At 57.0% G+C, this 26,642-nt stretch carries 30 protein-coding genes; 14 read left to right on the top strand and 16 right to left on the bottom strand.

Going from position 1 to position 26,642, the window contains the following annotated elements:
- Positions 1–49: 49 nt before the first annotated feature.
- Positions 50–1,432, bottom strand: coding sequence for a multicopper oxidase family protein (locus GS636_RS19410; RefSeq protein WP_171671776.1), 1,383 nt, complete (start codon positions 1,430–1,432; stop codon positions 50–52).
- A 160-nt stretch (positions 1,433–1,592) separates the two neighbouring features.
- Between GS636_RS19410 and era the strand changes: the two genes are divergently transcribed.
- The gene (gene era / locus GS636_RS19405) at positions 1,593–2,501 is read left to right on the top strand and encodes a GTPase Era (RefSeq protein ID WP_171096095.1); all 909 of its coding nucleotides are present in this window, start codon (positions 1,593–1,595) and stop codon (positions 2,499–2,501) included.
- A complete protein-coding gene (locus GS636_RS19400) occupies positions 2,498–2,827 on the top strand; it encodes a DUF1491 family protein (RefSeq protein WP_171671773.1) in 330 nt (109 codons plus the stop codon). Before era ends, GS636_RS19400 begins: the two co-directional genes overlap by 4 nt.
- 46 nt (positions 2,828–2,873) lie before the next feature.
- Here GS636_RS19400 and GS636_RS19395 read toward each other — a convergent pair whose 3' ends face one another.
- Together GS636_RS19395 and GS636_RS19390 are read right to left on the bottom strand one after the other, a co-directional pair.
- On the bottom strand, positions 2,874–3,263 hold the full coding sequence (locus GS636_RS19395; protein WP_171096090.1) for a VOC family protein: 390 nt from the start codon (positions 3,261–3,263) through the stop codon (positions 2,874–2,876).
- A gap of 137 nt (positions 3,264–3,400) precedes the next feature.
- Positions 3,401–3,646, bottom strand: a complete 246-nt coding sequence (locus GS636_RS19390) for a hypothetical protein (protein WP_171096088.1) — start codon at positions 3,644–3,646, stop codon at positions 3,401–3,403.
- A gap of 197 nt (positions 3,647–3,843) precedes the next feature.
- Between GS636_RS19390 and recO the strand changes: the two genes are divergently transcribed.
- Positions 3,844–4,569 (top strand): DNA repair protein RecO, encoded by a 726-nt coding sequence (recO, locus tag GS636_RS19385; RefSeq protein ID WP_171671771.1) that lies wholly within the window; start codon positions 3,844–3,846, stop codon positions 4,567–4,569.
- Here recO and GS636_RS19380 read toward each other — a convergent pair.
- The 3 genes from GS636_RS19380 to GS636_RS19370 all read right to left on the bottom strand — a co-directional run bounded on the left by GS636_RS19380 (position 4,553) and on the right by GS636_RS19370 (position 7,466).
- Positions 4,553–4,945: an META domain-containing protein gene (locus GS636_RS19380; RefSeq protein ID WP_171096084.1), complete on the bottom strand. Its 393-nt coding sequence runs from the start codon at positions 4,943–4,945 to the stop codon at positions 4,553–4,555. The genes recO and GS636_RS19380 overlap by 17 nt on opposite strands.
- A gap of 37 nt (positions 4,946–4,982) precedes the next feature.
- Positions 4,983–5,537, bottom strand: a complete 555-nt coding sequence (locus tag GS636_RS19375) for a hypothetical protein (RefSeq protein WP_174839962.1) — start codon at positions 5,535–5,537, stop codon at positions 4,983–4,985.
- Between the two features lie 237 nt (positions 5,538–5,774).
- On the bottom strand, positions 5,775–7,466 hold the full coding sequence (locus tag GS636_RS19370) for an acyl-CoA dehydrogenase family protein (RefSeq protein WP_171671769.1): 1,692 nt from the start codon (positions 7,464–7,466) through the stop codon (positions 5,775–5,777).
- A gap of 144 nt (positions 7,467–7,610) precedes the next feature.
- Here GS636_RS19370 and GS636_RS19365 point away from each other — a divergent pair, with 144 nt between their 5' ends.
- Entirely contained in the window at positions 7,611–8,375 is a 765-nt protein-coding gene (locus GS636_RS19365) for a sulfite exporter TauE/SafE family protein (RefSeq protein ID WP_171671766.1), read from the top strand.
- Between the two features lie 4 nt (positions 8,376–8,379).
- On the opposite strand, the gene GS636_RS19360 is transcribed toward GS636_RS19365, so the two are convergent.
- The 3 genes from GS636_RS19360 to GS636_RS19350 form a co-directional block, all read right to left on the bottom strand.
- Positions 8,380–8,931, bottom strand: a complete 552-nt coding sequence (locus tag GS636_RS19360; RefSeq protein ID WP_171096076.1) for a hypothetical protein — start codon at positions 8,929–8,931, stop codon at positions 8,380–8,382.
- Between the two features lie 27 nt (positions 8,932–8,958).
- Positions 8,959–9,345, bottom strand: a complete 387-nt coding sequence (locus tag GS636_RS19355) for a hypothetical protein (RefSeq protein ID WP_256367976.1) — start codon at positions 9,343–9,345, stop codon at positions 8,959–8,961.
- Between the two features lie 279 nt (positions 9,346–9,624).
- Positions 9,625–11,223 (bottom strand): phosphoenolpyruvate carboxykinase, encoded by a 1,599-nt coding sequence (locus tag GS636_RS19350; protein WP_171096074.1) that lies wholly within the window; start codon positions 11,221–11,223, stop codon positions 9,625–9,627.
- Positions 11,224–11,564: 341 nt separating this feature from the next.
- Between GS636_RS19350 and GS636_RS19345 the strand changes: the two genes are divergently transcribed.
- Genes GS636_RS19345 through GS636_RS19315 form a run of 7 tightly spaced genes read left to right on the top strand, consistent with a single transcriptional unit; the run spans position 11,565 to position 16,984 of the window.
- The gene (locus GS636_RS19345; RefSeq protein ID WP_171096072.1) at positions 11,565–12,269 is read left to right on the top strand and encodes a response regulator transcription factor; all 705 of its coding nucleotides are present in this window, start codon (positions 11,565–11,567) and stop codon (positions 12,267–12,269) included.
- Positions 12,270–12,300: 31 nt separating this feature from the next.
- Positions 12,301–14,019: an ATP-binding protein gene (locus tag GS636_RS19340; RefSeq protein WP_171671764.1), complete on the top strand. Its 1,719-nt coding sequence runs from the start codon at positions 12,301–12,303 to the stop codon at positions 14,017–14,019.
- Positions 14,020–14,022: 3 nt separating this feature from the next.
- Positions 14,023–14,493, top strand: a complete 471-nt coding sequence (locus tag GS636_RS19335; RefSeq protein WP_171671761.1) for an HPr kinase/phosphorylase — start codon at positions 14,023–14,025, stop codon at positions 14,491–14,493.
- Complete coding sequence (gene rapZ, locus GS636_RS19330) at positions 14,490–15,371, top strand: RNase adapter RapZ (RefSeq protein WP_171671759.1); 882 nt, start codon at positions 14,490–14,492, stop codon at positions 15,369–15,371. The genes GS636_RS19335 and rapZ overlap by 4 nt, the downstream gene beginning before the upstream one ends.
- Complete coding sequence (locus GS636_RS19325) at positions 15,368–15,760, top strand: PTS sugar transporter subunit IIA (protein WP_171096064.1); 393 nt, start codon at positions 15,368–15,370, stop codon at positions 15,758–15,760. The genes rapZ and GS636_RS19325 overlap by 4 nt, the downstream gene beginning before the upstream one ends.
- Before the next feature lie 16 nt (positions 15,761–15,776).
- A complete protein-coding gene (locus GS636_RS19320) occupies positions 15,777–16,046 on the top strand; it encodes an HPr family phosphocarrier protein (RefSeq protein ID WP_171096062.1) in 270 nt (89 codons plus the stop codon).
- 38 nt (positions 16,047–16,084) lie between these two features.
- Complete coding sequence (locus tag GS636_RS19315; protein ID WP_171180739.1) at positions 16,085–16,984, top strand: lysophospholipid acyltransferase family protein; 900 nt, start codon at positions 16,085–16,087, stop codon at positions 16,982–16,984.
- A gap of 75 nt (positions 16,985–17,059) precedes the next feature.
- Here GS636_RS19315 and GS636_RS19310 read toward each other — a convergent pair whose 3' ends face one another.
- Positions 17,060–17,935, bottom strand: a complete 876-nt coding sequence (locus GS636_RS19310) for a 3-hydroxybutyryl-CoA dehydrogenase (protein ID WP_171671756.1) — start codon at positions 17,933–17,935, stop codon at positions 17,060–17,062.
- Positions 17,936–18,099: 164 nt separating this feature from the next.
- Here GS636_RS19310 and GS636_RS19305 point away from each other — a divergent pair, with 164 nt between their 5' ends.
- Positions 18,100–18,903, top strand: a complete 804-nt coding sequence (locus tag GS636_RS19305; RefSeq protein WP_253762905.1) for a DUF6473 family protein — start codon at positions 18,100–18,102, stop codon at positions 18,901–18,903.
- 55 nt (positions 18,904–18,958) lie between these two features.
- On the opposite strand, the gene GS636_RS19300 is transcribed toward GS636_RS19305, so the two are convergent.
- From GS636_RS19300 to GS636_RS19275, 6 genes are all read right to left on the bottom strand, one after another.
- On the bottom strand, positions 18,959–19,888 hold the full coding sequence (locus GS636_RS19300; RefSeq protein WP_171188966.1) for an electron transfer flavoprotein subunit alpha/FixB family protein: 930 nt from the start codon (positions 19,886–19,888) through the stop codon (positions 18,959–18,961).
- The gene (locus GS636_RS19295) at positions 19,888–20,646 is read right to left on the bottom strand and encodes an electron transfer flavoprotein subunit beta/FixA family protein (RefSeq protein WP_171671754.1); all 759 of its coding nucleotides are present in this window, start codon (positions 20,644–20,646) and stop codon (positions 19,888–19,890) included. The genes GS636_RS19300 and GS636_RS19295 overlap by 1 nt, the downstream gene beginning before the upstream one ends.
- A gap of 192 nt (positions 20,647–20,838) precedes the next feature.
- The gene (locus tag GS636_RS19290; RefSeq protein WP_171096051.1) at positions 20,839–21,411 is read right to left on the bottom strand and encodes a cob(I)yrinic acid a,c-diamide adenosyltransferase; all 573 of its coding nucleotides are present in this window, start codon (positions 21,409–21,411) and stop codon (positions 20,839–20,841) included.
- Positions 21,412–21,615 carry a twin transmembrane helix small protein gene (locus GS636_RS19285; protein WP_171180728.1) on the bottom strand — a complete coding sequence of 68 codons (204 nt, stop codon included), beginning with the start codon at positions 21,613–21,615 and terminating at the stop codon, positions 21,412–21,414.
- Positions 21,616–21,692: 77 nt separating this feature from the next.
- Positions 21,693–22,520, bottom strand: a complete 828-nt coding sequence (locus GS636_RS19280) for an SDR family NAD(P)-dependent oxidoreductase (RefSeq protein WP_171188970.1) — start codon at positions 22,518–22,520, stop codon at positions 21,693–21,695.
- 69 nt (positions 22,521–22,589) lie between these two features.
- Positions 22,590–23,237 carry an SH3 domain-containing protein gene (locus GS636_RS19275; protein WP_253762903.1) on the bottom strand — a complete coding sequence of 216 codons (648 nt, stop codon included), beginning with the start codon at positions 23,235–23,237 and terminating at the stop codon, positions 22,590–22,592.
- A 206-nt stretch (positions 23,238–23,443) separates the two neighbouring features.
- Between GS636_RS19275 and parC the strand changes: the two genes are divergently transcribed.
- Together parC and GS636_RS19265 are read left to right on the top strand one after the other, a co-directional pair.
- Positions 23,444–25,792, top strand: a complete 2,349-nt coding sequence (gene parC / locus GS636_RS19270; RefSeq protein WP_171671752.1) for a DNA topoisomerase IV subunit A — start codon at positions 23,444–23,446, stop codon at positions 25,790–25,792.
- 89 nt (positions 25,793–25,881) lie between these two features.
- A complete protein-coding gene (locus tag GS636_RS19265; protein WP_171188974.1) occupies positions 25,882–26,472 on the top strand; it encodes a hypothetical protein in 591 nt (196 codons plus the stop codon).
- The last annotated feature ends 170 nt before the right edge of the window (positions 26,473–26,642 follow it).

The raw sequence follows: 26,642 nt of genomic DNA, 5'->3' as shown, positions 1-26,642 counted from the left end.
GAGGGGGCTGGCCCCCTTTTCTTTCAGACTGGCAACACTTACCTTGTCCTTAAACCACCCGGATGAACCCGGCCAGCCCGGTTTTCTGATGCTCGATCACATGGCAATGAAACGCCCAGTCGCCAGGATTGTCGGCAACCAGCGCAATCTCGACCACCTCATCTTTCAACAGAAGAAACGTATCGGTCATCAATGGCGGCAGCTTGCGCAGGTTCGACTTCAACGGCACAAACGCCAACCCGTGCAGGTGGATCGGATGCAGGTTCGGTGATTCATTGCGCATTCGCAGAACATAACTTTTACCCTGCTTCAGCACGGCCAAAGGTCCGGTCCCCTGTGCTGCATCCCCGGGCCACGGTGTGCGGTTGATGGACCAAAAGCTATAACCCAGCGACCCGCAAAACCCGTCGTTTGGGGCACCTCCTTCGGGCGTCCAACCGAATACGAACTCGTGCAGTTTTGCCTGATCCAGATTGGGTCGTTGTACAGGGTTTGCAGGCAAAGGATGCAGCTCTTCCAAGGTGCGGGATTCTGATTGACCTGTTGCCCGCAAACGCGCCATGGCTCGGGGCTTTTGTCCGGGAAACTTCGCCATCAAGGCTGCAGATTGACCTTCTCCATCAGGCATCCGGACCGCTAGATCCACACGCTGTCCGGGCCCCATCCAAAGGGGCGCGTCCGCTGTGGGTAGAGCCAGGTCAACCTCAACCGGATGCCCGTCCCATGCGATGATCCGGGCCTCAGCCCCTTCAAGATGCAGTTTGTAGATGCGGGTTGTGTCAGTGTTGACCACGCGCAGCCGCACAAGACTGCCCGCCGCATGATCATACACGGCTTTTGTCAGCCAATTTGCAGTCTGTATATTGCCAAACGTACCGCTACGCGCAGCGCCGCGCGCTGTGTAAGCGGGCAGAAACGCACCCTCTTCATCCAGCCGGAAATCGCGCAGATTGATCACTTGCTCACTGTCAAAGCCGGGGTTTTCGGGCTCGGCAATCACCATGACACCGGTCAGGCCGTGGGCCATCTGGTCCATCGTCATGCAATGCGGGTGGTACCAGTACGTCCCGGCGTCCGGTGGCGTGAATTCATAGGCAAAGCTCTCGCCTTCGCCGATGGGCATTTGGGTCAGGTAGGGCACGCCGTCCATTTCGTTGGCGATGCGCAATCCGTGCCAGTGCATCGCGGTATAGTCGGGCAGAGTATTGCGCACCGTCAGCCGCATCCTCTGACCCTGCTTTCCATAAAGAACCTGTGGCGGTGCGTCCGGCGACAAGCTGACCATCCCGGTGGTCAGTTGATCGCGCAACCTGTAGCTGGCAGGCTGCAGCACCAGCTCTTCCGCGGACCCAGTGGCTGCCATGGACAAACCGCCTAAACCGGCCACGCCAGCGGCAGCACCGCTTCCAAGAAGAAACTCGCGACGTTTCATAAGGACCTCACTGAACGGATGTGTCACCGGGCTGGGAACGGCTGGGTGTCGGTGCAAGTCCTGCCACTACTGATGCATGGCTGCAATGCGACAAATCCCTCTGGCCCGCAGGCCCTTTCTGCTATAGCAGAGCGCAATTGCACACAGGAACGCCAGATATATGACCACACGCGCCGGATTTATCGCCCTGATCGGAGAGCCCAATGCGGGCAAATCCACCCTTTTGAACCGCATGGTCGGGGCCAAGGTCTCGATCGTGACGCATAAGGTGCAAACCACGCGCGCGCGCATTCGTGGCGTCGCGATGGAGGGTGACGCGCAGCTGGTGTTTGTCGACACGCCGGGTCTGTTCAAGCCCCGCCGCCGCTTGGACCGCGCCATGGTCGCGGCTGCCTGGGGTGGGGCCGCGGATGCGGATGTTGTTGTGCTTATGGTCGAGGCGCATCGCGGTATCACCGAAGGGGTTGAACGCATCCTCGAAGGTCTGGACGAGATCGGGCAGGGCCGGACCATCGCGCTGGCGATCAACAAGATCGACAAGGTGCCGTCCGAAAAACTGCTGGCGCTGACCAGCGACCTGAACGCCCGCTATCCGTTTGCCGAGACCTTCATGATCTCGGCCGAAAAGGGCCATGGTGTAGACGATTTGCGCAAATGGCTGGCCGGGGAGCTGCCCGAAGGTCCGTGGCTTTATCCCGAAGATCAGATCGCCGATCTGCCTTTGCGCATGATCGCGGCTGAAATGACGCGCGAAAAACTGACTCTGCGCCTGCATCAGGAACTGCCGTACCAGCTGACTGTCGAGACTGAAAACTGGGAAGAGCGTAAAGACGGTTCGGCAAAGATCGATCAAGTCATCTACGTCATGCGCGACGGCCACAAGGGCATCGTTCTGGGCAAGCGCGGCGAGACAATCAAAGCGGTCAGTCAAGCGGCGCGGGCCGAGTTGGAAGAATTCCTGGACCGTAAGATTCACCTGTTTCTGCAAGTGAAAGTCCGGCCCAACTGGTTGGAAGAGTCCGAGCGGTATTCAGAAATGGGTCTGGACTTCAAAGACGGCAACGCATGACCCGGCTAACTGCTGAATTCTGGGTCCATGCCTATCTGGCGCGGCTTGGGTTTCAGGAAATCCCGGCGTTTGTTGTGGCCCATGGTGACGACACCGCTGGGGCCGTTCTGGTGAAGCTCAATACGCTGGACGGGCAGGCAATTGCTTTTCAACGCAGCTTTGACCTGATGTCCGGCGCGCGCAAATGGGTCGAACTGTCCAGCGGGACTGAGACGGATGTGGATGCCGCCATTGCCAAACAACGCAGCTTTGATCCTGACCTCTGGGTGATCGAGGTCGAAGACCGGCAAGGACGGCATTTACTGGATGAAGATGGGTTGGAGTAAACTCCCTGCCAGACTGTAAAGCCGATGCAAAACTTGGTTTGAGCAGTCAGCCGTCTTCACCAAGGTAAACAAAACTCATCTTGTTTCCGTCCGGGTCGCGCGCGTAGGCGCCAAAGAAATTGGGGCCATATCGCGGGCGATCACCCGGATCACCTTCGTTTGTTCCGCCATTGGCCAAAGCGGCTGCATGTGCTTCTTTCACTTCTTCTTTGCTTTGGCACGCAAGGCCAATCATATTGCCATTTCCAACAGTGGCGGCCTGTTGGTTGAACGGCGTCGCTACCCACATGCATCCACCGCCTCGCAGTTCGTAGCAGACGGCATGAGGCATATATTCGGCGACGACTTTGCCGCCTATGCTGGACACTACCGCGTCATAATACGTGCGCGCGTTAACAACGTCGTTAGAACCGATCATGACATAGTTAAGTGACATTGCTGAAATCCTCTAATAGAACATATAGAGAACATTAATGCCCGAGTTACGCTGGTGCAACGTGTTTCTTGAAATGCCACAGGCGCAGTACGACCCTGGGTATTAGCCCAACAGTTTATTCAATGTCACTGACTGAGCTATTTTCCCCGGCTCCATCCATCTTCATATTCGCCCAACACTCTGGACAGATGCAGAAGAGACGCAAAAAAGCGTGCGTAGACGTCCCTCGACAACATGGGTTTGTTGTCATCCAACACCTGCAATAGATCCACAACAGCCGAGGCAAAGGTGTCATACACCTGCATATCGGCAGCTGTTGGATCAGGCGTCCAGATTTTGTGTTCGTCGTAAAAGGCGACGGGTTGTGGTTCGTCATCAGTCATAGCGCGGCCCCTTCTGTTTGAACTGCAAGTGGGGCGTGGGTGATCACGTACAAGCCGTCTGGCGCGAAGTCGCAAAACTATGGCGGTTTGAAAAAAAGAACATCCGTCTCAGGAGATTTAGAAGAGTTTACGCCCTTGCGTGCCTTTCCCGCTTGGGATTTTCTGCGGTCCAACTTAACCAGAAGGAAGGTCGATTTTTGGACTGGCGCGATCACGGCATACTCCTGACTTCTCGACGCCATGGTGAAACAGCGGCGATAATCGAGGTCTTCACCGAGGCGCACGGTCGTCACGCCGGTGTGGTGCGCGGCGGAACCAGTCGCAAGATCGCGCCCATCCTGCAACCTGGCGCGCAACTGGACGTACTGTGGCGCGCTCGTTTGGAAGAACACATCGGCACCTTTCAAGTCGAACCTTTGCGGTCCCGCGCGGCGGCGGCGTTTTCAGGGCGGCTAGCCTTGTCCGGGCTCAATGCAGTTGTTTCACTATTGTCATTTTGTCTGCCTGAACGCGAACCACATCCGGAGCTTTATGCGAGGACGGAACTGTTGATGGACCTGCTGGGTCAGGATGAGATCTGGCCATTGGCATATCTGAGATGGGAATTGGCGTTGCTGGACGAACTGGGTTTTGGCCTTGATCTGACGGCCTGTGCCGTGACTGGCGCGACCGAAGGTCTGGTTTACGTATCACCTAAGACGGGCCGCGCTGTGAGTGCAAATGGGGCCGGGGAGTGGGCAGACAAGCTTTTGCCGCTGCCACCCTGCCTAAGGGGCGAGGGTATGGCACCCGATCTTGAGGTCGCGGAAGCCCTGCGCACGACGGGCTATTTCCTGGAAAATCGTGTTGCACCGTCGCTTGGGCACAATCCTTTGCCCGAAGCCAGGGCGCGGTTTGTGGATCAGGTCACTCGGCGGCTTTGAAAACCATCTCGTGCCCCGCCTCATTGCGTAGGATCAGCACGTTGCCCGATACTTCGGACTGGGTCATGGCCATCAGGGCGGCAAAATAGATACCTTCGGCTTCAAGCCCGGCACAAGCGGCCCGCGTAGCGCTCAGGTCTTGGATCTCGAACCATGGGTAGGGCGCATTCAGTGTGCCGTTGTAACTATTGCAGGGTGCGTTTCCGTTGATTTTCCCTTCTTCGGGAAACCGGAGCAACGCGCTGGCTTCATAGGGCTGCCCATCGATTTCCTGCAGGACCCATGTTTGCCCCGCCGCGCCATAGGCGGCGACGGTTTCATCCTTTTCGCATTGGAACAAGGCGAGCAGGGGCAACGTAAGGATAAGGCGGGTCATTATGGGGTCTTAATCAATTTTATTGGGTGGGAAAACCTCAATAGGGGATCGCGCCGCTCAACAATTCCTGTCGCACCTCAAGGCGTGGCCTCCAGTTGTATTTAGTGTCCTCACGCACGGGTGCCCAATACAGCGCGCCGCTGTTTCGCCAGGGATCCAGGATGATCCCGTCATGCATCGAATCCCCCTTGGCGCTGATCAACGCCGAATGGTGTATAATGCGAAACTGCGTCGGCGGAGACGTGACCCAATGCAAATCAAGCGAGTCGAAATTTTCCTGCCGCAACCGCGCGGTCATGGCCTGCGCCCAGTCATTGCACAAGCCATACTCGCGAAAGCCGTTTGCGATCTTGGCGTTGTGGATGATGGCTGGATCCGTGATATTCCATTCCCGCGCCAACTGCTGAGAATAGGTGTACGAGATCGCGGCGGCCTGTTGCGCTTCGACGGGACTAACCTGAGGCCCGAGTGAAAGGATGACTTCTGCCAGCGCATCGATATCGCTCTGGGTGGCGGTTGGCTGACTGACGGTGCAACCACCCAGCACAAGCGCCGCAAGGATCGCCCAAAGCGCAAAAATCCGTTGGGTCATTTTTTGTTCACTCTCACTCGGATGGGTTTGGTTTCGATCGGTGCTCTACTGGCGACCAAAACAGATGCAAAGGGGAAGTTTGCAGAGTTGTGAACCTGTGCGCGGTGGTGCGCCGTATGCATTCCGTTTTGTGCTCATTGAAGAATTGTGGACGGTGTCGTCAGGAAAGTCACCACTCAAAGAAAAAGACCCGGCACAATGGCCGGGTCAGTTGGGGAAACGGGGTGCCGTAAACCGTTAGCCAAGCAGCCGGCGTGCGATGACCTGCGCTTGAATCTCGGCAGCCCCTTCGAAAATATTCAGAATGCGCGCGTCACACAGAACGCGACTGATCTTGTATTCCAGTGCAAAACCGTTGCCGCCATGAATCTGCAGCCCGTTATCGGCAGCGGCCCAGGCCACACGGGCGCCCAGAAGCTTGGCCATACCAGCTTCCAGGTCACAACGCTGGCCGTGGTCTTTTTCCCACGCGCTGAAATAGGTCAGCTGACGTGCAATCATGATTTCCACCGCCATCATTGCCAGCTTGCCCGAGACGCGCGGGAAGTTGATCAGAGACTTGCCGAACTGTTTGCGGTCGATCGCGTATTGCATGGCGATATCCAGCGCGCTTTGCGCCACGCCGATGGCGCGGGCAGCGGTTTGGATGCGGGCAGATTCGAAGGTTTCCATCAACTGCTTGAAACCTTTGCCTTCTTCGCCGCCCAACAGGTTCTCACCTTTGACGTGGAAGCCATCAAAGCCCAGCTCGTATTCTTTCATGCCGCGATAGCCCAGAACTTCGATCTCTCCACCAGTCATACCGGGGGTGGGGAATGGGTTCTCGTCGGTGCCAGGGGTCTTTTCTGCCAGGAACATCGACAGGCCGCGGTGGTCGGTGCTGTCTGGGTTTGTCCGCGCCAGCAGAGTCATTACATGGGTCCGGGCTGCATGTGTGATCCATGTTTTGTTGCCGGTGATCTTATAGTCACCGTTTTCATCCTTCACAGCGCGCGTGCGCAGGCTGCCAAGGTCCGACCCGGTGTTGGGCTCTGTGAAGACGGCGGTGGGCAGGATCTCGGCGCTGGCCAGTCTAGGCAACCAGTTGGCTTTCTGTTCATCCGTGCCGCCTGCGATGATCAGCTCAGCCGCGATCTCGGACCGGGTGCCCAGTGAGCCCACGCCGATATAACCGCGTGACAATTCTTCGGACACCACGCACATTGAGGCTTTGGACAGGCCGAACCCGCCGAATTCCTCGGGGATGGTCAGGCCAAAAACGCCCATTTCTGCCAGTTCCTCGATGATCTCCAGCGGGATCAGCTCATCCTTCAGGTGCCATTCATGCGCATGCGGTTCGACCTTTTCCTGCGCATAGCGGCGGAATTGATCGCGGATCATCTCAAGTTCTTCGTCCAGACCAGAGGCGCCGAACATGGTGGCACCGGCCTGGTCCTGCATCAGTTCAACCAGGCGGCTGCGCGCAGCCTGAGAATTGGCCTGCGCCATCAGGGTTTGAACTTCGGTCGATTGAAAGCCCGACAGCGCGTCCCAGCCCAGCCCCATATCCTGAAGGCGTACAACTTCGCCCTGGTTCATCGGAATGCCGCCAGCGACCTGATGCAGATATTCGCCAAAAGCGACCTGGTGCAGCAGCTGCTCAACCTCGCCGAATTTACCTTCGGCTTGCAGCGCTTCGGCCCAGCGTTGCATCTGTTGCAGCGATTGAGCGTAGGTGGCCAGCCAAGCCAGGCCATGCGCAGCCGTCTGGTTCGCTTCGATCAGCGCGCCAGAGACGCGCCCATCTGCAGTAACCATAGAGCGTACGGACTCGCGGGCTTTTTCAAATACCGCCTCCACCGCAGGCACAGCGGTACGGGTCAATTCCAGAAGATCGGGCAATACTGCAGCTTTTGTCATCTCGGTCATATCTTGTCCGTCGTGGGCCATGAATCGCGTCCTTTCCTCGGTCGTCTGGTCATATCATGCTGCACGTGCAGCGCAACAAAAATACTTATTACGCTACGAAAAAGTTCAAAAATTACCTGATCATTTTTGCAATGCAGAAGGAATCTTAAATGGTATCTAGGGGGTATGTCCCTGTTTTCCATTCTTTCTCCGCAAGACCTGATGCTTGCTATGGCCGTGGCTTTTGCTGCCGGTTGGATCAAGGGCATTGTTGGTTTCGCCATGCCTATGGTCATGGTGTCAGGGTTGAATTCATTCCTGACCCCCGAGTTGACCCTGGCCGGACTTATCCTGCCAACTCTCGTGACAAACGGGCTGCAAGCTTTGCGCGGCGGCGCAACGGCCGCGTATTCTTCAATCCTGCGCTTTCGGGTTTTTCTGATTGTCGGGGGCCTCATGTTGGTTCTCAGCGCGCAGCTTGTCACCATGATCCCCAGTTCGGTTTCGTTGCTTCTGATCGGTGGTTTGGTTTCGGTTTTTTGCTTGTTTCAGGTTTTGGGGGTTCGGCTGGTATTGAACCAGCCATCCGCGCGTATAGAGGCTGCTGTGGGCGGAGTTGCAGGTTTCGCTGGCGGTATGTCCGGTGTTTGGGGGCCGCCAACTGTTGCTTATCTGATGGCTTTCAACACACCCAAAAAGGAACAGATCCGCATTCAGGGCGTTATTTATGGTCTTGGCGCAGTGCTGTTGCTGGCCGCTCATTTGGGGTCAGGTATCTTGCGGGCAGAAACGCTTCCGTTTTCCGCTATCCTGATCCTTCCTGCCTTGGTGGGGATGTGGGTCGGCATCAGGCTGCAGGATCGAATCGATCAGGCCAGCTTTCGCAAGGCGACCCTGTTTGTGTTGTTGGTGGCTGGACTAAACTTGCTGCGACGCGGGCTGATGGGCTGATGTCTCAGCCGCGACGTTTGTCGGCGAAGCGGAACGCAAAGTAAAGTCCCAGCATCAGGAAGAACAAGCCCGAGATATCGCCGATCAAAAAGGCAATGTACTCGACGGTTGCACTGCCGAAAGCCAGATTGGTCAGGCCCGAGACCAGAAAAGATGTGATGATGCCGACACCCATGACGCAGGCCCAGCAGGGTTTGCGATCAGGACGCGGGAACAGGTCCCATCCGACGGCCTTGCACAGATAGAACACTGCCGGAACTGTGGTGACAGCTATGGCAATGGCCAATAGGCGGCTGGGTAGGAAAACGTCAGTGCCCCCCAGATAAGCAAAGACTATGAATACCCCTGGTAACAGGGCAAAGATCGCCCGCCACCCTAAAAGCCATGCGGAAAGAACCCGCACGCCATGAGGCAGAAACAGCAGGCTCGCCCGGCTTGGGTATTCCGGGAAATACATATTCTGAAGAGGCATCAGAACGGCGAATGTCAGGAATGACGCCGCCACATAGGCCGATGAGGCCGCAAATGTATCAATTGCCCAAGCGCGCACGGACATTATTGGGCCGTGCGTGCTGAACAGGCGTCATCTGGGAGCATTAACGATATACCGTCCCCGGTTGGCGCTGCCGCTTTGCGAAAGATAGCCTTTTTGAACCAGTGACTTCAGCGCGCGGAAAAAGGTCGGGCGCGACACGCTTTGGACCAATGTGTGTTCGATCAAACCGAATGTGCGTACTTCTTGATCAGATTTTGAGAGTTCTTCCGCTGCGTAATAAATGTCGCGCTCAACCGGAGATAGTTTTTCCAGGCCAAGCGTCCGCTCCATGCTTTGCATCAATTTGCGGAGTTCGGTGAGTTTCGAGATTTCTGTCATGTTCTTACCTGCAATTTCCTGAGCCAACTGCCGCCGGTCTGCGACCATATGAGCCACACCAGTCCTTTCAGAAACCAGCGAGTCCCATGTTGACACTCATCCCCTTTTACCTAGACTAGGTGCCTGATTAGGTTGCTCAACCCAGCGTTGTGAGTGTACGCAAGTGAGCTTCCACAAAGTCCTTTCAGTCAATGCCCGGCGCTGATGTGCCGGGCTTTTTCGTCTTATCGAAACTAACAGGTACCCCAGATCGCAATTTGAAACAACGCACTTGTATGTGCTTTTTGCAACATACAACTAAGAGTAGATTGTACGAGCGGTTTCTGAATTGAAAAAGGGGCCCGCAGGCCCCTTGTTTCTGTATCCGGTACCGCGTTAGCCAATCGCTACGGCTTTGATATCGTCGTCGATGAACGGCAGGTATTGTTCGAAGTTTTCGGCAAACATTTGAACCAGTTTCTCGGCTTGTTTGTCGAACGCGGCCTGATCGTCCCAAGTGCGGCGCGGGTCCAACAGCACCTCGGCGACACCGGGTACGGAAACCGGTACATCAAAGCCGAAATTGGCGTCTTTGCGGAATTCAGCATCGCGCAGCGAACCATCCAGGGCTGCCGTCAGCAATGCGCGGGTCGCCTTGATCGGCATCCGGCTTCCTACGCCATACGCACCACCGGTCCAGCCGGTGTTCACCAGCCAGCAGGTCGCGCCATGCTGGGCGATCTTATCCCGCAACAGATTACCGTATTCTTCCGGACGGCGCGGCATGAACGGCGCGCCAAAGCAGGTCGAGAACGTGGGCTGAGGCTCAGTCACACCACGTTCGGTACCCGCAACCTTCGAAGTGAAGCCCGACAGGAAGTGATACATCGCCTGCGCCGGGGTCAGCCGCGCGATCGGAGGCAGAACACCAAAGGCATCACAGGTCAGCATGATGATGTTCTTCGGGTGACCACCCAAAGCGCTGCTGGATGCGTTCGAGATATACTCCAACGGATAGGCGCAGCGCATGTTGGCAGTCAGTGAATCGTCGTCGAAATCCAGCTCTTTGGTCTCGGGGTCGAAAACCATGTTCTCGATGACAGTGCCGAATTTACTGGTGGTCGCGTAGATTTCCGGCTCGGCCTCGGCGTTGAGGTTGATTGTCTTGGCATAACAGCCGCCCTCAAAATTGAAGGTGCCGCGATCCGACCAGCCATGTTCGTCGTCGCCGATCAACACTCGGGCGGGGTCAGCGGACAGAGTTGTCTTGCCTGTACCTGACAGTCCGAAGAACACGGCGGTATCAACCGGGTTGCCAACGGCATGGTTGGCCGAGCAATGCATCGGCATCACACCTTTTTCCGGCAACATGTAGTTCAGCAGAGTGAAGACGGATTTCTTGTTTTCACCCGCGTATTCGGTGCCACCGATCAGAATCAGCTTACGATCAAAGTTCAGCGCAATCACCGTTTCACTGCGGCAGCCGTGCTTGGCCGGGTCGGCCTGGAAACTGGGGCAGTTGATAATGGTGAAGTCGGCTGTGAAATCATCCAGATCCTCGCGATCCGGGCGGCGCAGCAAGTGGCGGATGAAAAGATTATGCCAGGCGAGCTCGGTGACCATACGCACGTTGATCGCGTATGCGGGGTCAGCACCGCCGACGAGATCCTGCACGAAGTAGTCGCGGCCTTTCATATGGGCCAGCATGTCTTGGTACAGCGCTTCAAAGCCTTCGGGGCTCATTTCGGCGTTGTTTTCCCACCAGATGGTGTCGACGACACTGTCGGTTTTAACGACGTGCTTGTCCTTGGGTGAGCGGCCGGTGAACTTGCCAGTGGTGACCAGAAACGCACCGCCGTTGCCAAGTGTCCCTTCGCCGCGCTTCAGCGCCTCTTCGATCAGCGCCGGTTCCATGAAGTTGTAATAGACATTGCCCAGACCCTCGATGCCCTGATCTTCGAGGCGGAATTGCGGGTTAACCCGTCCAGATGTCATGTGTGTCTTCTCCTGTGGCGGCGCGTGGCTTTGGCCGTTAGCGCCATTGGGGCAGTGAGCCGGGCAAACCGGCGGCTGGGCGCGTCTTATCACGGTCATTTGGGGCATGAACAGGCGGGTTGACGCAGTTAGCGCAACCAAGTCCGAGTTTAGCGCCACCACAAATTCAATGTTCGAAAAGCGGGCAGATTTTTGCGGGCAAAAAGGCAAATATGCCGCAGACCTGCCGCAACAAAGGCACGATTCGAGGTTACGGATTGATTCGGCGTCTTAAAACCGCCAACAATGCCTTACAAATAAGCGAATTATTGCGCGAGTGAGCAGGAATAGGGGTGAGCCCGATGTCAAAGATTGCACTGGTGGATGACGATAGAAACATTCTGACGTCCGTATCCATGACTCTTGAAGCCGAAGGTTTTGAGGTTGAAACTTATAATGATGGCCAGGCCGCGTTGGATGCGTTCAACAAAAAGCTGCCGGATATGGCTGTGCTCGATATAAAAATGCCTCGGATGGATGGCATGGATCTGCTGCAGCGGCTGCGTCAGAAAACGCAGATGCCAGTGATCTTCCTGACCTCGAAAGATGACGAGATCGACGAGGTTCTTGGCCTGCGCATGGGCGCAGATGATTATGTAAAAAAGCCGTTCTCGCAGCGGTTGCTGGTTGAACGCATCCGCGCGTTGTTGCGCCGGCAAGAGGCAACAAGCGGCGACGCAGTGGCCGCCAACAGCAGTGACACCAAGGTTATGGAACGCGGTGACCTGCGGATGGATCCTCTGCGCCATGCAGTAAGCTGGAAAGGGAATGACGTGTCCCTGACCGTGACAGAGTTCTTGTTGTTACAAGCGCTTGCCCAGCGTCCGGGCTTTGTCAAAAGCCGTGACCAGCTGATGGATGTGGCTTACGACGATCAAGTTTATGTGGACGACAGGACAATCGACAGCCACATTAAGCGCCTACGCAAGAAAATGCGCGCAGCCGACCCCGAGTTCTCGGCGATCGAAACCCTGTATGGTATCGGTTACCGGTACAACGAAGAATAGGCGCGACGCCTGCAAGAGGTAATGGGCTCTCGTGCGCGACACCGAAGAAGCCAGAGAACTGCGCGACGGCGACGTCGTTCTTGGGGATGACTGGGTCATTCCCCAGGATCCCGAGTCTGCCGAGCTGAGGGAAAAGCGATCCCGGAGGAACCTGTTTTCTCTGCGTGGATCGCCTTTGGCCCGCAAGATCATCACCTTCAATCTGATCGCCTTGGTGATTCTGGTCACCGGGCTGCTGTATCTGGACGATTCGCGTAAAGAAAAGGTGCAGCAGACCGCGCGCAATCTGCTGGGCGACGCGCAGCTGGTCAGCAATGTCTTTGAAACTCAGCTGCGACAGGGCGCTCAAACCTCGGCGCAAAATGCCGGCAACTTGGACGTCAAGGATACGCTTTCAGGGCTCACACTTCCCGAAGGCGGCGAAGTCTTTGTCTATGACGCAAGCGGCACTCTGATCGGTTGGACGCGTGGCGCACCACAAATCTCTGACATGCCCGTGCTTCTTCGTTCGGAGTCCGAAGTGCAAACTGGCAGCACTGTCATCAGCGATACGCTGCATGCGGTGTGGATTGGCCTGTCCAACCTGTTCAACTGGTCGACCGAGACGGAATCTCCGACGCTGGCGCAGCGGGTTCAGGCGATTATTCCACAGGCGCTGGAAGGGCAAGCGCAGGTCCAAGCGGTGCAAGACAGCGCGGGGGACACGGTGATCGTTGCTGCCGCACCGATCCTGTATGCGGATAGTCCAGCCGGTGCGGTTGCCATTACCGGCCCAGCCGGGGAAATCGACGCGCTGGCCCGCCGCGAACAGGAACGCATTCTTCAGATGTTTGTGGTAGCCCTTCTGGTTTCCGTAGGTCTGAGCCTTGTGCTGGCCTCGACAATCGCCAACCCTCTGGCGGATCTGGCGGCGGCTGCTGAAATGGGCAAGGACCGCGGTACAGGGGTCAACCCCGGTCGTATCCGCATTCCGGATCTTAGCGCGCGCCCGGACGAAATTGGGCGTCTCAGCCGTGCGCTGCGGGGTATGGTGACAGCGCTCTACAATCGGATTGACGCGAATGAACAGTTCGCCGCTGACGTGGCCCATGAAATCAAAAACCCCTTGGCCAGCCTGCAATCCGCCGTTGGCACGCTGCGTATGGTCAAACGCGAGGATCAGCGCGACAAGTTGCTGGATGTGATTGAACATGACGTCCGGCGTCTGGACCGTCTGGTCAGCGATATCTCGAACGCCTCGCGTCTCGATGCGGAGCTGGTCAAAGAAGAAGAGCAACCTTTTGACCTTCTCAAGCTGCTGGGCAATCTGGGTCAGTATTTGGGCGAGGATGCACGCTCCAAAGGCATCGACTACATCACAGACCTTCCATCTGAACCGATCATCATCAACGGTCTCGAAGCCCGACTGGCGCAGGTTTTCGTCAACCTCATCACCAACGCCATTTCGTTCTGCGAGGAAAGCGATGCCATTCGCGTTTGGGTTCGTCAGCGCGACAATCGCGTTTTGGTCGTAGTTGAGGATACGGGCCCCGGCATTCCCGAACAGGCGCTGACCAAAGTGTTCAAGCGTTTCTACTCGCAGCGCCCGGCCGAGCATTTCGGCAATAACTCGGGTCTTGGTCTTGCGATCTCAAAGCAGATTGTCGAGGCCCATGGCGGTGTGATCTGGGCCGAAAACATACGCCCGACCGAGGCCGACATCACCTCGGATCCTCTGGGCGCGCGTTTTGTGGTGGGGCTGCCCGTTTAACCGATGCAAACAAACTTGCTGTCAGACGCCAAAAACCTGGACAAGGCGTGCGTTCATGCCTCCTGTGTTTCGGTTGAAGGGCGCGGCGTGTTGATCATCGGTGCCTCTGGAACAGGTAAATCCGGGTTGGCCTTGCAGATGATGGCCTTTGGGACAGACTTGGTTGCAGATGATCGTGTGATCCTTGAAATGGTCGAAGAGCGGGTCATTGCGTCTGCCGTTCCACACTTGCGCGGCTTGATCGAAGCGCGCCACATCGGCCTGCTCAAGACCCCGGCGGTCGAGTCAACTACGGTATCTTATGTCGTGGATCTGTCTCAGCGCGAGCCCGCGCGTTTTCCCGAACAGATCACCGTTCAAGTCCTGAGGCAAACTGTTCCCTTGCTTCGGGGCGCTGGCGTCCCCAATTTGGCAGCAGCATTAGTGCAGTTGCTAAAGTATGGGCGTGTAGACGCGGAATGGCCGAACACATGACTTCACAACGGCGGATCGTATTGGTCACTGGCCCATCAGGCGCAGGCCGGTCCACCGCGATCCACGTACTTGAAGATCTTGGCTTCGAGGCGATTGATAACCTGCCGATGGGGTTGTTGCTGCGCCTGCTCGATAGCGCCGATAGCGACCGTCCAATGGCGTTGGGCGTTGATGCCCGCAATCGGGATTTTTCGACAATCGGATTTATCGAGTTGGCCGAAAAACTGGGCCGCATGGCGCAAGTGGATCTGACGGTTCTGTATCTGGATTGCAGTGATGACATTCTGCTGCGCAGGTTTTCGGAAACCCGTCGCCGTCACCCGGTCGCAAGAGATGCTAGCCCGGAAACCGGTATCCGGCGTGAAAAGGAACTTCTGGCCCCGATCCGCGAGATTGCCGATACGCTGATCGACACCAGTCTTTTGAACGTGCATCAGTTACGCGAAGAGGTTGAAACCTGGTTTGCCCCCAAGGATGGGCGGCACCTGGCGGTTTCGATCGAATCTTTCTCGTATAAGCGCGGGCTGCCGCGCGGGCTGGATATGGTGTTCGACTGCCGGTTCCTTGCCAATCCCTACTGGCGCCCCGAGTTGCGTGCAGCGGATGGTCGACACCCGGATGTCGCGCACTATGTGCAATCGGACACGACCTATTTGCCGTTTTTTGAACGTGTCATGGATCTGCTAAATCTTTTGTTGCCCGCATTTCGGGCCGAAGGTAAAGCGCATCTGTCTGTGGCCTTTGGATGTACCGGGGGGCAACACCGCTCTGTTGCAATGGCCGAAGCCGTGGCAAAGGCCCTTGCCGAAGGTGGCCAGCAAGTGGCAATTAGGCATCGCGAAATGGAACGCCGGACGTTGAATGTGAGGTCGGATTGATCGGAATTGTGATCGTTGCGCATGGGGGGTTGGCTCAGGAATACCTGTCAGCCACACAGCATGTCGTCGGGCCGCAACCCGGTCTGGTGGCCATTGCAATCGAAGCTGAACACGATCGTGATGCCAAACAGGCCGAGATCTGCCAGGCAGCGGACAGCGTAGACATGGGCGATGGTGTCGTTGTTGTCACCGATCTGTTCGGCGGAAGCCCGTCGAATCTCAGCCTGAGGGCCTGTGCGCCTCAGGACCGGCGCATTCTTTATGGCGCCAACCTTCCTATGCTGATCAAATTGGCCAAAAGCCGCCACCTGCCTATCGGCGATGCCGTGCGACAGGCGATGGAGGCTGGACGGAAATACATAAATGCACAAAATGTGACATTGGAATAAGACCGGATTGACGACTATGACCAACCGAAGCCTTAAAATTATCAATGAAAAGGGCCTGCATGCCCGCGCCTCGGCAAAGCTGGTCGAGGTCGTAGAAGGGTTCGATGCTCGCGCCGAGGTGTCAAAAGACGGACTTTCTGCCTCAGGCGACAGTATTATGGGTCTTTTGATGTTGGCAGCTTCGCGCGGAACAACTATTGACGTCGAGACGTCGGGGCCGGATGCTGAGGCATTGGCGGAAGCTCTGGAAGCGCTTGTGAATGACAAGTTCGGAGAGGGGTTCTAATCCGCCCCGCCGGGACATGAAAACGGGAAGACCAGGAATTGGCGGAAACGACGCACGAAACCAAGACAAGCCCGGTGGTGGATGGGACCGCGGATGAGGGCGAAATCTACGACCGTAGAACCCTGACCTATGCGAACTCGTTTGACGATGCCTGGACTTCGACCGCCATTCGGGCCATCGAATGGTGCACTGGCAAGCTGACCATTCTGCGCATGGTCAACAAATTCGAAAAAAAGAACGAATACTATCGCGGCCAGCGGTTCTGGGGCGGTGCCCTTACGACTATGGGAATCGACCTGACCACACCTCAGGAACAGATTGCCCGGATTCCCAAAACCGGTCCCGTCGTTGTGGTTGCCAACCATCCGCACGGTATGGTCGATGGTATGATCCTGGCCGAGCTGATTGGACGGGTCCGCAGCGATTACCGCATTCTAACCCGCTCAGTTCTAACCGGGCTGGATGAGGCCGCGACATCCTTCATGATCCCGGTGCCTTTCCCGCACGACCCCGAGGCGCAAGCCAAGATGCTGGAGATGCGCGGCAAGGCCATGGAGCACCTGAAGAATGGCGGTGTAGTGGCCTTGTTCCCGTCAGGCGTGGTGATGTCATCGGATGACTGGTTTGGTCCAGCTATCGAGCGGGAATGGAACGTTTTCACCGCCAAAATGATCCGTCGCTCGGGCGCGCAAGTGTTGCCGATTTTCTTTCCGGGCAGCAACTCGCGCTGGTACCAGATTGCCAATAAACTGTCGCCGATCCTGCGCCAGGGTTTGCTGCTGCATGAAATCGTCCGATCCTGCAACAAACCGCAATCGCCGGTTATCGGCGAGCCGATCGGTGATGAAGACATGGAACTGCTCGAGCGCGACCCACGCGGCTTCATGGCATGGCTACGGGATCGCACAATGTCCTTGGGCCAGTCAAACAAAGCCTGATCCGCGTCTTCATCTGGCCAAAAGTACCTCGGGGGTGAGCCCGGATGAAATCCGGGCGAGGGGGCTGGCCCCCTTTCAACGTGTTGGTACCGGAACCTCTCCGCGATAGTCATAGAACCCGCGCTCGGTCTTGCGGCCCAGCCAGCCAGCCTCGACATATTTCGTCAACAGCGGGCAGGGGCGGTATTTGGTGTCTGCCAGACCGTCGTGCAAGACGTTCATGATCGCCAGGCAGGTATCCAGCCCGATAAAGTCCGCCAGTTCCAGCGGCCCCATCGGATGATTCGCGCCCAGCTTCATCGACTGGTCGATGGATTGAACGCTGCCGACGCCTTCATACAGGGTATAAACGGCTTCGTTGATCATCGGCATCAAGATCCGGTTAACGATAAAGGCCGGGAAATCTTCGGCGCTTGCGGCGGTTTTACCAAGGCGATCGACCACTGCCTTGCAAGCGCTGAATGTCTCTTCGTCCGTGGCGATGCCCCGGATCAGTTCTACCAGCTGCATGACCGGCACCGGGTTCATGAAGTGAAAGCCCATAAACCGCTCTGGCCGGTCGGTGCGGCTGGCTAGGCGCGTAATCGAGATGGATGACGTATTCGACGTCAAGATTGTATGCGGCAGCAGATGCGGCTGCAGGTCCTCAAAGATTGCCTGCTTGATCGTCTCCCGCTCGGTTGCGGCTTCGATGACCAGATCTGTTTGACCAAGACGGGGCAGTTCCAACGTCGTCGTGATACGTGTCAAGGCACCCTGCATATCGTCGTCGGTGATCTTACCGCGAGAGGCTTGGCGCGCCATGTTGCCTTCGATAACAGACACAGCTTTAGTCAGCGCGCCCTGGCTGACATCGTTCAGCAAGACCTCGTATCCCGCCAAGGCCAGGACATGGGCAATCCCATTTCCCATCTGACCCGCGCCAATAACTCCGACCGATTTGATTTCCATGTCCAGCTGCCTTTGCCCTGAAGGTTATCGCGACAGTATCGGCAGAGCGGGGCAGGCGGCAAGGGGATCGAACCTGTCAATTTTGCTTCAAATGCGCGCATTAGGAAATTCTCAACATCTGCGGCCGCAAGATGGCAACCGGGTGAGAAAATGGGGGGCTTGATATGAGCTTTCATCAATCTGGCGGTGGGGGAGACGCCGCCTGTCAATACATGGGGTCCAAACTGTGGTTTCGAGGCCCGCCGGGCGATCTGAGCAAGCCCTATGTGGCCTGTCTGGGCGGAAAGGAAACCTTTGGCCGGTTTGTTGAGAGTCCGTTTCCAGTTGAGCTTGGCAAGCGGTTAAAGCTGCCCTGCATCAATTTCGGCAGCCTGTTTTGTGGTGTTGAGGCCATGCTGGGTGACCCGGCGCTTTTGGATCTGGTGAATGCGTCTGAAGTTTGCGTATTGCAGGTCCCCGATCTGCCGTGCCAGTCGAACCGATTCTACCGGGTGCATCCGCGCCGCAATGATCGTTTCGTGGAACCTACGTTCGATCTGGTACAGTTATATCCAGAGGTCGATTTCACGGAAATCCACTTCGTGCGGCATCTGTTGGATCGGCTGCGCGCCGAACAAGACGCTCGTTTCGAAATTGTCGTGCAAGAGCTGCAAGAATCTTCTTTGCGCGCTTGCTCAAAGCTGGTGCGCCGCATAGAGCCGCCGGTCATACTGCTTTGGCTTCATGTGCAAAGGCAAGCCGGTATGCATAGCGATCCTGTCTTGCCGGATGCCGCGATGATCGAACGGCTTCGACCCTTCTGTAGCGGCGTCGTTGAATGTCCGGTTTGCGTGACGGCAGTGTCAGACACGTTAGAGGATGTGTTGTTTGGGACGCTGCAGCAGCCGATGGCCGAGCATGTCATTGGCCCGTCCGCGCACAGAGAGATTGCCGGGAAACTATTGCCTGTTTTGCGGGACTTGAACTGAAAAAGGCCCGCCTATTGGCGGGCCTTCAAAGATGTGTCGACGAAAAACTTTGGCTTTAGCCGAGTTTCTCTGTCAGTTCCGGGACGGCCTGGAAAAGGTCTGCGACCAGTCCGAAGTCGGCGACCTGGAAGATCGGGGCTTCTTCGTCCTTGTTGATCGCAACGATGACCTTCGAGTCTTTCATACCAGCAAGGTGCTGGATCGCGCCCGAGATGCCGACAGCGACATACAGATCGGGGGCAACAACCTTACCGGTCTGACCCACCTGCCAGTCGTTCGGGGCATAGCCCGAGTCCACAGCCGCGCGCGAGGCGCCAACTGCCGCGCCCAGCTTGTCGGCCAGGGTTTCGATCAGTTTGAAGTCCTCTTCCGAGCCGACGCCACGGCCGCCCGAGACAACAACACCTGCCGAGGTCAATTCAGGACGATCGCTCTCGGCAACCTTGTCCTCGACCCACGACGACAGACCTTCGGAGGCCGGAACCGAGATGGTTTCGACCGGGGCCGAGCCGCCTTCGCCTGCGGCGTCAAAGCTTGCGGTCCGCAGGGTGACAACCTTCTTGGCGTCGGAGGATTTCACGGTCTGGATCGCGTTGCCCGCATAGATCGGACGCTCGAAGGTCGAGCCGTCAACTACGCCGGACGCATCCGAGATCACCATCACGTCCAGCAGCGCGGCAACGCGCGGCATCACGTTCTTGGCGTCGGTGGTCGCAGGGGCCACGATGTGCTCGTAGCCATCAGCCAGCGACACGATCAGCGCCGCAGTCGATTCCGCCAGGCGGTGACCCAGCGAGGCATCTTCGGCGACCAGAACCTTCGACACACCGTCGATCTTGGCGGCGGCCTCACCGGCAGCGGCAGCGGAACCACCTGCGGCCAGAACGGTCACATCGCCCAGAGCTTTCGCAGCGTTGACGGCCTTGGCGGTGGCGTCCATCGACAGCTCACCATTGTTAACTTCAGCCAGCAGAAGTACAGCCATTACACAGCCCCCGCTTCTTTGAGTTTCTCGACCAGCTCGTCGACCGAGCCCACGACGATACCAGCGGCACGTGCCGGTGGCTCGTCAGTTTTGACAATCTCCAGACGCGGGGTGACGTCGACGCCGTAATCGGCGGCGGTTTTTTCATCCAGCGGCTTTTTCTTCGCCTTCATGATGTTCGGCAGCGACGCATAGCGCGGCTCGTTCAGGCGCAGGTCAACGGTTACGATGGTCGGCATCTTGACGCTGATGGTCTGCAGACCGCCGTCCACTTCACGGGTGATCTTGGCGCTGTCGCCTTCGATGTCCAACTCGGACGCGAAGGTACCTTGCGACCAGCCCAGCAGAGCCGACAGCATCTGACCGGTGGCGTTCATGTCGTTGTCGATCGCCTGCTTGCCCGCCAGAACGATGCCCGGCTGCTCTTCCTCGACCACTTTGGCCAGGATCTTGGCAACGGACAGAGGTTCGATGTCGGTGTGCACGTCATCAGCGGCCACAACCAGGATCGCGCGGTCTGCGCCCATCGCCAGCGCGGTGCGCAGCGTTTCCTGTGCTTGCTTGACGCCGATCGAAACGGCAACAACTTCGTCGGCTTTGCCCGCTTCTTTCAGGCGGATCGCTTCTTCGACAGCAATCTCGTCGAACGGGTTCATCGACATTTTCACATTGGCGAGATCAACACCGCTCCCATCCGCTTTCACGCGGACCTTAACGTTGTAGTCAATCACGCGCTTGACAGGCACCAGTACCTTCATTTTTGCGTATGCTCCTCAAAAAAACGGCAAGCCGCTGTGGCGACTCCACCAATGCTCTCGACGGACTAGATAGCGCCTGCGGCAGTGGCACAACAGAGCAAAATCGTCACGTCATGGCGTTGGGACGTCGCGTTTTGCGGTTTTTTTCGCAGAGGGGCGGGCGCTGCCGCCTGAATCCTCTGCAATTCGGGATCAGCGGTTCGCGCCAGGAACCCACAAAACGTCATCTTTGCCGTTGTTATTTGCGCAACGTGCGGCGACAAAGAACCAGTCGCTCAGGCGGTTGAGGTATTTGACCGCAACGTCGTTGACCGGCTCCATATTCGTCAATTCAACTGCCAGCCGTTCTGCGCGGCGCGACACGGTACGGCACACGTGCAAATGTGCAGCCAGACGCGATCCGCCCGGCAGGATGAAACTGCGCAGCGGTTCGAGATGTTCGTTCATTACATCGATTTCGGCTTCGAGCCGATCGATCTGAGATGGCACTATGCGCAGGGGCGGGTAGTCGGCCTCGGCGTCCTTATCCATGTCCGGGCGGCAGAAATCTGCACCCAGGTCGAACAGGTCATTCTGAATGCGCGATAGTGCCGCGTCCGTTTCGCCCTCAGCCTCGCTTCTGGCTACACCGACAAAGGCGTTCAATTCGTCTACTGTGCCATATGCGGCAACGCGGCCTGCGTATTTGGCAACGCGCTCGCCATTGCCCAGAGCCGTTTTGCCGTCGTCGCCCGTGCGAGTGTAAATCTTGTTGAGAACGACCATTTATTGCACCCCTTGTCCGCGCAGATAGACGAATAGAACGATCAGCACCACGGCAATGAACTGAAAGAGGATACGCAGCCGCATCATCTTGTTGCTTTTCTTTGCGGCTTCCATGCCGCTTTTGCCGAAATTCGCAATGCCCAAGGTCAGCACAACGACAACCGCCGCCATAGCCAAAAGCAGTACGACCATCAAAAGGTCCATTTTAAGTCACCGTCCGGTTTTTTCGATTATGACCCATCTAGCGTTGAGAGGTCAAAAAGCGAACGGGAAATTTCACCTCAGATATCTGAGAGGATCCGGTCAGTGGCTTTTGTGGGCAAAATCCGCCGCAGAACTCCGGCCACATATGTGGGCGTCGTCACGTAATAACGGGGTTTGGGGCGTCGCGCTTCGACCGCGTGGGCCAGTTTGTTTGTCACAGCAGAGGCCGGTAGCTCGAACTTGTCGGGTCCGCTGCTTTCATAAAGACGTTTCAGCAAAGAGGCTTCGTACTTTGACCGCAGAGCCGAGTTTTCCCAGTCGATGTACTTTTCGAACATCGGAATCGCCTTTTCCCGCAGCTTCGACGTAATGGGTCCGGGCTCGATCAGAACCACATGGATGTCGGTGTCGCGCAATTCCAGCCGCATCGTATCGGTCAGACCCTCGATGGCATATTTAGTTGCAACATAAGCGCCTCTCCAGGGAAAGGCGACAAGGCCCAAAACCGAAGAGCATTGAACAATTCGGCCGTGACCTTGTTCCCGCATAACGGGAATTACTTGGCGCGTCAGCTCATGCCATCCGAAGACATTGGTTTCGAAGATATGGCGCAATCCATCGGTCGGCACGTCTTCGACTGCCCCGGGCAGGCCGTGGGCACCGTTGTTGAACAGCGCATCCAGAGTACCACCCGTCTCCTCAAGTATGGATGACACACCTGATGTTATGCTCTGGTGGTCGGTATAGTCGATTCTCGGACTTTCAAAGCCTTGTGCGCGCAAACGATCACAATCGCGCTGCTGGCGGCAAGATGCGAAGACACGCCATCCACGTGCACGCATTCCGTGTGCCGCATCCAGGCCGATGCCCGAAGAGCATCCCGTAATTAGAATCGATTTCTGCATAAGCCTTCCGCACCTTTACACCGCCAATAGCTATGGCGGGGTTTGCGGCAGGGCAATGACACTCTGGCGTCAGTTTGTTGTTTTCCGGACCAGTGATGCGGAAATCCACCCAACCTGTTGCCCCGGCAACACGCGCAGGCGCAGCCAGCCGGTGCCCGATTCGCTCAATACCTCGACTTGCTGGCCAAGACCGGCTTTGCCAATGATCGGATAGATTGTTCCGGGGCCGTCCCGCAGGTTGACGCGGGTGCCCGAAATCTCGCGAATGTCCTTGGGTGTTTCAACGGTCGAGGACAGGTCCACTGTTGGCAGTTCGGCATCTGTGGTGACCTGTTCAAGCGAGGCGACGCCTTGTTCCAGCGACGCCAAGGTAAGAGTAACATTCTCGTCGCTAAACAACGATGGGTTTGCCTTTAGACCCGCAGCCACCTGCGATAGCAGCGCTTTGGTTTCTTCTTCGCCCAGCTCGGCGACAGGTTCGGCAGTCACTTGCACCGCCTCGGCAGTCGCCGGCACGACAGGTTCAGATTTGATGACCGCTTGTGTGACAAGGTTTTCAACAGGCGCAGGTTCGACCGCCGGCGCAGCCGGTTTCGGTGCAACAGCAACACGTTCCGGCTTGGCGTCGCGCACACCGCGCGGTTCAAAGTCCGGACCTCCGCTCATCACGTAAAAGGTCCAGCCGAGAGCGGCAAAAGTAACAAGTATCAGGCGCATAGTGGCCGTCCCCCAAGGTAATCGTAACAACAATATTAGGCAGCAATTATTCAATTGTTGGAATGGTAGCATAATTGTAACGCCGAGTCGAAAATTCGGGGAAAACACACACTTGCCTCCCCCTGTTGCAAAAAGCGCGACTTGTCCCCAGCAAAATACTTGCTGCTTGCTTTACCAAGGCGCGCTTGCGTCGTATCACATCATATATGAACGATACCATCGACGACCCCAACATGGAGGCCCCCGAAGGTGGGGGCGAGGTAGCCGAACCGCTGCGCCGCGCGATAGGTGAGCGCTATCTGACCTATGCGCTCTCTACCATCATGCATCGCGCCCTGCCTGACGCGCGCGACGGGCTGAAGCCGGTTCACCGGCGAATCCTCTATGCGATGAGGGAATTGCGACTCAGTGCAACCGGAGGTTTTCGGAAGTCCGCCAAGATCTCGGGCGATGTGATGGGTAACTATCACCCACATGGCGACGCTGCGATCTACGACGCGATGGCGCGATTGGCGCAGGACTTCAACGTCCGTTACCCGTTGGTCGACGGGCAAGGGAACTTCGGCAATATCGACGGGGATAACCCGGCTGCTTCGCGATACACCGAGGCGCGGATGACCATCGTCGCCGAAGCGCTGCTTGAAGGGTTGAACGAAGACGCTGTCGATTTCCGCGACAACTATGACGGCACGCTGACCGAGCCGGTGGTGTTGCCTGCGCAATTCCCCAACCTTTTGGCCAATGGTGCCAGCGGAATCGCTGTGGGTATGGCGACGAACATTCCGCCGCACAACATTGCGGAGCTGTGCGATGCCTGCCTGCATCTGATCAAGACGCCGGATGCCCGCGACGATACGTTGCTGAATTACGTGCCTGGACCGGACTTTCCGACCGGTGGCGTCATTGTTGAGCCGCCCGAGAACATCGCGCAGGCCTATCGCACCGGGCGCGGCTCATTCCGGCTGCGTTGCAAATACGAGGTTGAAGATCTGGGGCGCGGCCAGTGGCAGATCATCGTCACTGAGATTCCGTATCAGGTTCAGAAATCCAAGCTGATCGAAAAGATCGCAGAGCTGATCCAGACCAAGAAAATCCCGATTCTCGCCGATGTGCGCGACGAATCTGCAGATGACATCCGGTTGATCCTAGAGCCTCGATCTAAAAACGTGGACCCCGAGGTGCTGATGGGCATGCTCTATCGCAATTCGGACCTTGAAGTGCGGTTCAGCCTGAACATGAACGTGCTGATCGACGGGGTAACGCCTAAGGTTTGCTCGATGAAGGAAGTGCTGCGTGCCTTCCTTGATCACAGACAAGAGGTGCTAATCCGACGCTCACGTCACCGCATGGCGAAAATCGACCATCGGTTGGAGGTCTTGGAGGGCTTTATTGTCGCCTTCCTGAACCTTGATCGTGTGATCGACATCATCCGCTATGACGACGACCCCAAAGCCGCGCTGATGCGCGAGGATTGGGGCATCGACCACGTCCGTGCCACCGATGAGTCTGACTACGTCACGCCCAAGCTGGGTGAGGGCGAACTGTCTGAGGTTCAGGTCGACGCCATTCTGAACATGCGCCTACGCAGCTTGCGCCGTCTGGAAGAGATGGAGTTGGTCCGCGAACGCGACGAGCTGATGCTGGAACGCGCCAATCTTGAAGACCTGCTGGCCGATCCCGCCCTGCAATGGGCGAAAATAGCCGAGCAGTTGAAAGAGACGAAGAAGACCTTCGGCAAAGACTACGACGGCGGCGCGCGTCGCACGATGTTCGCCGAGGCCGGACAAGTCGAAGAAGTTCCGCTTGAGGCAATGATCGATAAGGAGCCGATCACGGTCGTCTGCTCTCAGATGGGCTGGATTCGCGCCATGACAGGCCATATCGACCTGAAGCGCGAATTGAAGTTCAAAGATGGTGATGGCCCGCGTTTCATTTTCCACGCTGAAACCACAGATCGCCTGCTGGTGTTTGCCTCGAATGGGCGATTCTACACTGTCAGTGCGGCCAATCTGCCCGGTGGACGGGGCATGGGCGAACCACTACGCCTGATGGTAGATCTTCCGAACGAGGCGCAGATCATCGATATCCTGATCCATAAGCCGGGGCGTAAGCTGCTGGTGGCCTCGGATGCGGGCAACGGATTCATGGTGCCCGAAGATGACGTGCTGGCACAGACCCGTAACGGCAAACAGGTATTGAATGTAAAAGGCGACGAGACGGCGATGATCTGCAAGCCGGTCGCAGGAGATCACGTGGCTGTCGTGTCTCAGAACGGCAAGTTCCTTGTGTTCCCAACAGAAGAACTGCCCGAGATGACCCGTGGCAAGGGCGTGCGCCTGCAGAAATACAACATGGCGCGCGGGCGGCAGGGTACGCTGGAGCTGGATGGAGGGTTGTCCGACATAACCACCTTCAACTGGGAAGAGGGGCTGAAATGGTCCATGGGTGGCGACAAAACCCGGCACGAGGCCGACATGTCCCAATGGCTGTCGAAACGTGCCAGCGTTGGTAAAAAACCGCCCTACGGCTTCCCGCGGGATTACAAGTTCTCGTGATCGCAAAAGTGGAAATCTGCCGATACGGGTTGGCACAAGCCGCATCGGTGCGCTAGATCAAAGAAAAACAGGCCCATCGAGACGAGACCATGTTGCGCATTCTGACCTTGATCACCGGATTGGCCCTGATGGGCGCTTGCACGCAGACGCAGTTATACGAAGAGCCCGAGTCGTTGGGCGAATTCAAGCTGCGAGTCAACTACGCGTTCGCTGATAAGGCCGTTCAGGGACCGGTCAGCCGGGACGCTACCCCGGACGAATGGACCGCGGCGATTCAGAATGCGGTTGATATTCGCCTGGGACGTTATGAAGGGGCTCAGGAATACGACATCGGCATCAGTCTGGAAGGCTATATGCTGGCCCCGCCCGGCATACCCGTGATCTACAATCCCAAAAGCACGGCGATTGTGTTGGTCAATGTCTATGATGTTAAGAAAAAAGAGTTCCTGGCCAAAGGAAAGCAATTTCAGGTGTTGGAAGACACGACAGGTGGAAGTGCGTTGAAAGGGTCGGGGCATGAGCGCACCAAGGAAGAACAAATGAGCGGTCTGGCCCTGAAAGTTGCTGATCGCGTCGAGGAATGGCTGGCCGAAGAACACCTTGAGCAAGGCTGGTTCGACAAGCGCCCCGACTTGATCCAACCGCTGGAATCTGTCGAGGTCACGCAAAATCCGGCGTGATCGGCGTATTTCCCTCAGGATGTGCTTGATTTTCCCCCCTGAACCAAATATCTCGCGCGCGCAGATGTAACCACGGGACCAAGGGTCCCCCAAATCGCAAAAGGGCGCCTGAGGAATGGCAAAGGAAAAGTTTGAGCGTACAAAACCGCACGTCAACATCGGCACGATTG

This window comes from Ruegeria sp. HKCCD4884 (assembly GCF_013110855.1).
Classification (GTDB): Bacteria; Pseudomonadota; Alphaproteobacteria; order Rhodobacterales; family Rhodobacteraceae; genus Ruegeria.
The sequence above is the reverse complement of the archived record's forward strand: the minus strand, read 5'-3'. Positions and strand labels throughout refer to the sequence as shown.

Bases quoted from the DNA above. Each gene is read 5' to 3' on its own strand.
- GS636_RS19410 (WP_171671776.1), bottom strand. From the start codon at position 1,432: ATGAAACGTCGCGAGTTTCTTCTTGGAAGCGGTGCTGCCGCTGGCGTG.
- era (WP_171096095.1), top strand. From the start codon at position 1,593: ATGACCACACGCGCCGGATTTATCGCCCTGATCGGAGAGCCCAATGCG.
- GS636_RS19400 (WP_171671773.1), top strand. From the start codon at position 2,498: ATGACCCGGCTAACTGCTGAATTCTGGGTCCATGCCTATCTGGCGCGG.
- GS636_RS19395 (WP_171096090.1), bottom strand. From the start codon at position 3,263: ATGTCACTTAACTATGTCATGATCGGTTCTAACGACGTTGTTAACGCG.
- GS636_RS19390 (WP_171096088.1), bottom strand. From the start codon at position 3,646: ATGACTGATGACGAACCACAACCCGTCGCCTTTTACGACGAACACAAA.
- GS636_RS19380 (WP_171096084.1), bottom strand. From the start codon at position 4,945: ATGACCCGCCTTATCCTTACGTTGCCCCTGCTCGCCTTGTTCCAATGC.
- GS636_RS19375 (WP_174839962.1), bottom strand. From the start codon at position 5,537: ATGACCCAACGGATTTTTGCGCTTTGGGCGATCCTTGCGGCGCTTGTG.
- GS636_RS19370 (WP_171671769.1), bottom strand. From the start codon at position 7,466: ATGGCCCACGACGGACAAGATATGACCGAGATGACAAAAGCTGCAGTA.
- GS636_RS19365 (WP_171671766.1), top strand. From the start codon at position 7,611: ATGTCCCTGTTTTCCATTCTTTCTCCGCAAGACCTGATGCTTGCTATG.
- GS636_RS19360 (WP_171096076.1), bottom strand. From the start codon at position 8,931: ATGTCCGTGCGCGCTTGGGCAATTGATACATTTGCGGCCTCATCGGCC.
- GS636_RS19350 (WP_171096074.1), bottom strand. From the start codon at position 11,223: ATGACATCTGGACGGGTTAACCCGCAATTCCGCCTCGAAGATCAGGGC.
- GS636_RS19345 (WP_171096072.1), top strand. From the start codon at position 11,565: ATGTCAAAGATTGCACTGGTGGATGACGATAGAAACATTCTGACGTCC.
- GS636_RS19335 (WP_171671761.1), top strand. From the start codon at position 14,023: ATGCAAACAAACTTGCTGTCAGACGCCAAAAACCTGGACAAGGCGTGC.
- rapZ (WP_171671759.1), top strand. From the start codon at position 14,490: ATGACTTCACAACGGCGGATCGTATTGGTCACTGGCCCATCAGGCGCA.
- GS636_RS19320 (WP_171096062.1), top strand. From the start codon at position 15,777: ATGACCAACCGAAGCCTTAAAATTATCAATGAAAAGGGCCTGCATGCC.
- GS636_RS19310 (WP_171671756.1), bottom strand. From the start codon at position 17,935: ATGGAAATCAAATCGGTCGGAGTTATTGGCGCGGGTCAGATGGGAAAT.
- GS636_RS19305 (WP_253762905.1), top strand. From the start codon at position 18,100: ATGAGCTTTCATCAATCTGGCGGTGGGGGAGACGCCGCCTGTCAATAC.
- GS636_RS19300 (WP_171188966.1), bottom strand. From the start codon at position 19,888: ATGGCTGTACTTCTGCTGGCTGAAGTTAACAATGGTGAGCTGTCGATG.
- GS636_RS19295 (WP_171671754.1), bottom strand. From the start codon at position 20,646: ATGAAGGTACTGGTGCCTGTCAAGCGCGTGATTGACTACAACGTTAAG.
- GS636_RS19290 (WP_171096051.1), bottom strand. From the start codon at position 21,411: ATGGTCGTTCTCAACAAGATTTACACTCGCACGGGCGACGACGGCAAA.
- GS636_RS19285 (WP_171180728.1), bottom strand. From the start codon at position 21,615: ATGGACCTTTTGATGGTCGTACTGCTTTTGGCTATGGCGGCGGTTGTC.
- GS636_RS19280 (WP_171188970.1), bottom strand. From the start codon at position 22,520: ATGCAGAAATCGATTCTAATTACGGGATGCTCTTCGGGCATCGGCCTG.
- GS636_RS19275 (WP_253762903.1), bottom strand. From the start codon at position 23,237: ATGCGCCTGATACTTGTTACTTTTGCCGCTCTCGGCTGGACCTTTTAC.
- parC (WP_171671752.1), top strand. From the start codon at position 23,444: ATGAACGATACCATCGACGACCCCAACATGGAGGCCCCCGAAGGTGGG.
- GS636_RS19265 (WP_171188974.1), top strand. From the start codon at position 25,882: ATGTTGCGCATTCTGACCTTGATCACCGGATTGGCCCTGATGGGCGCT.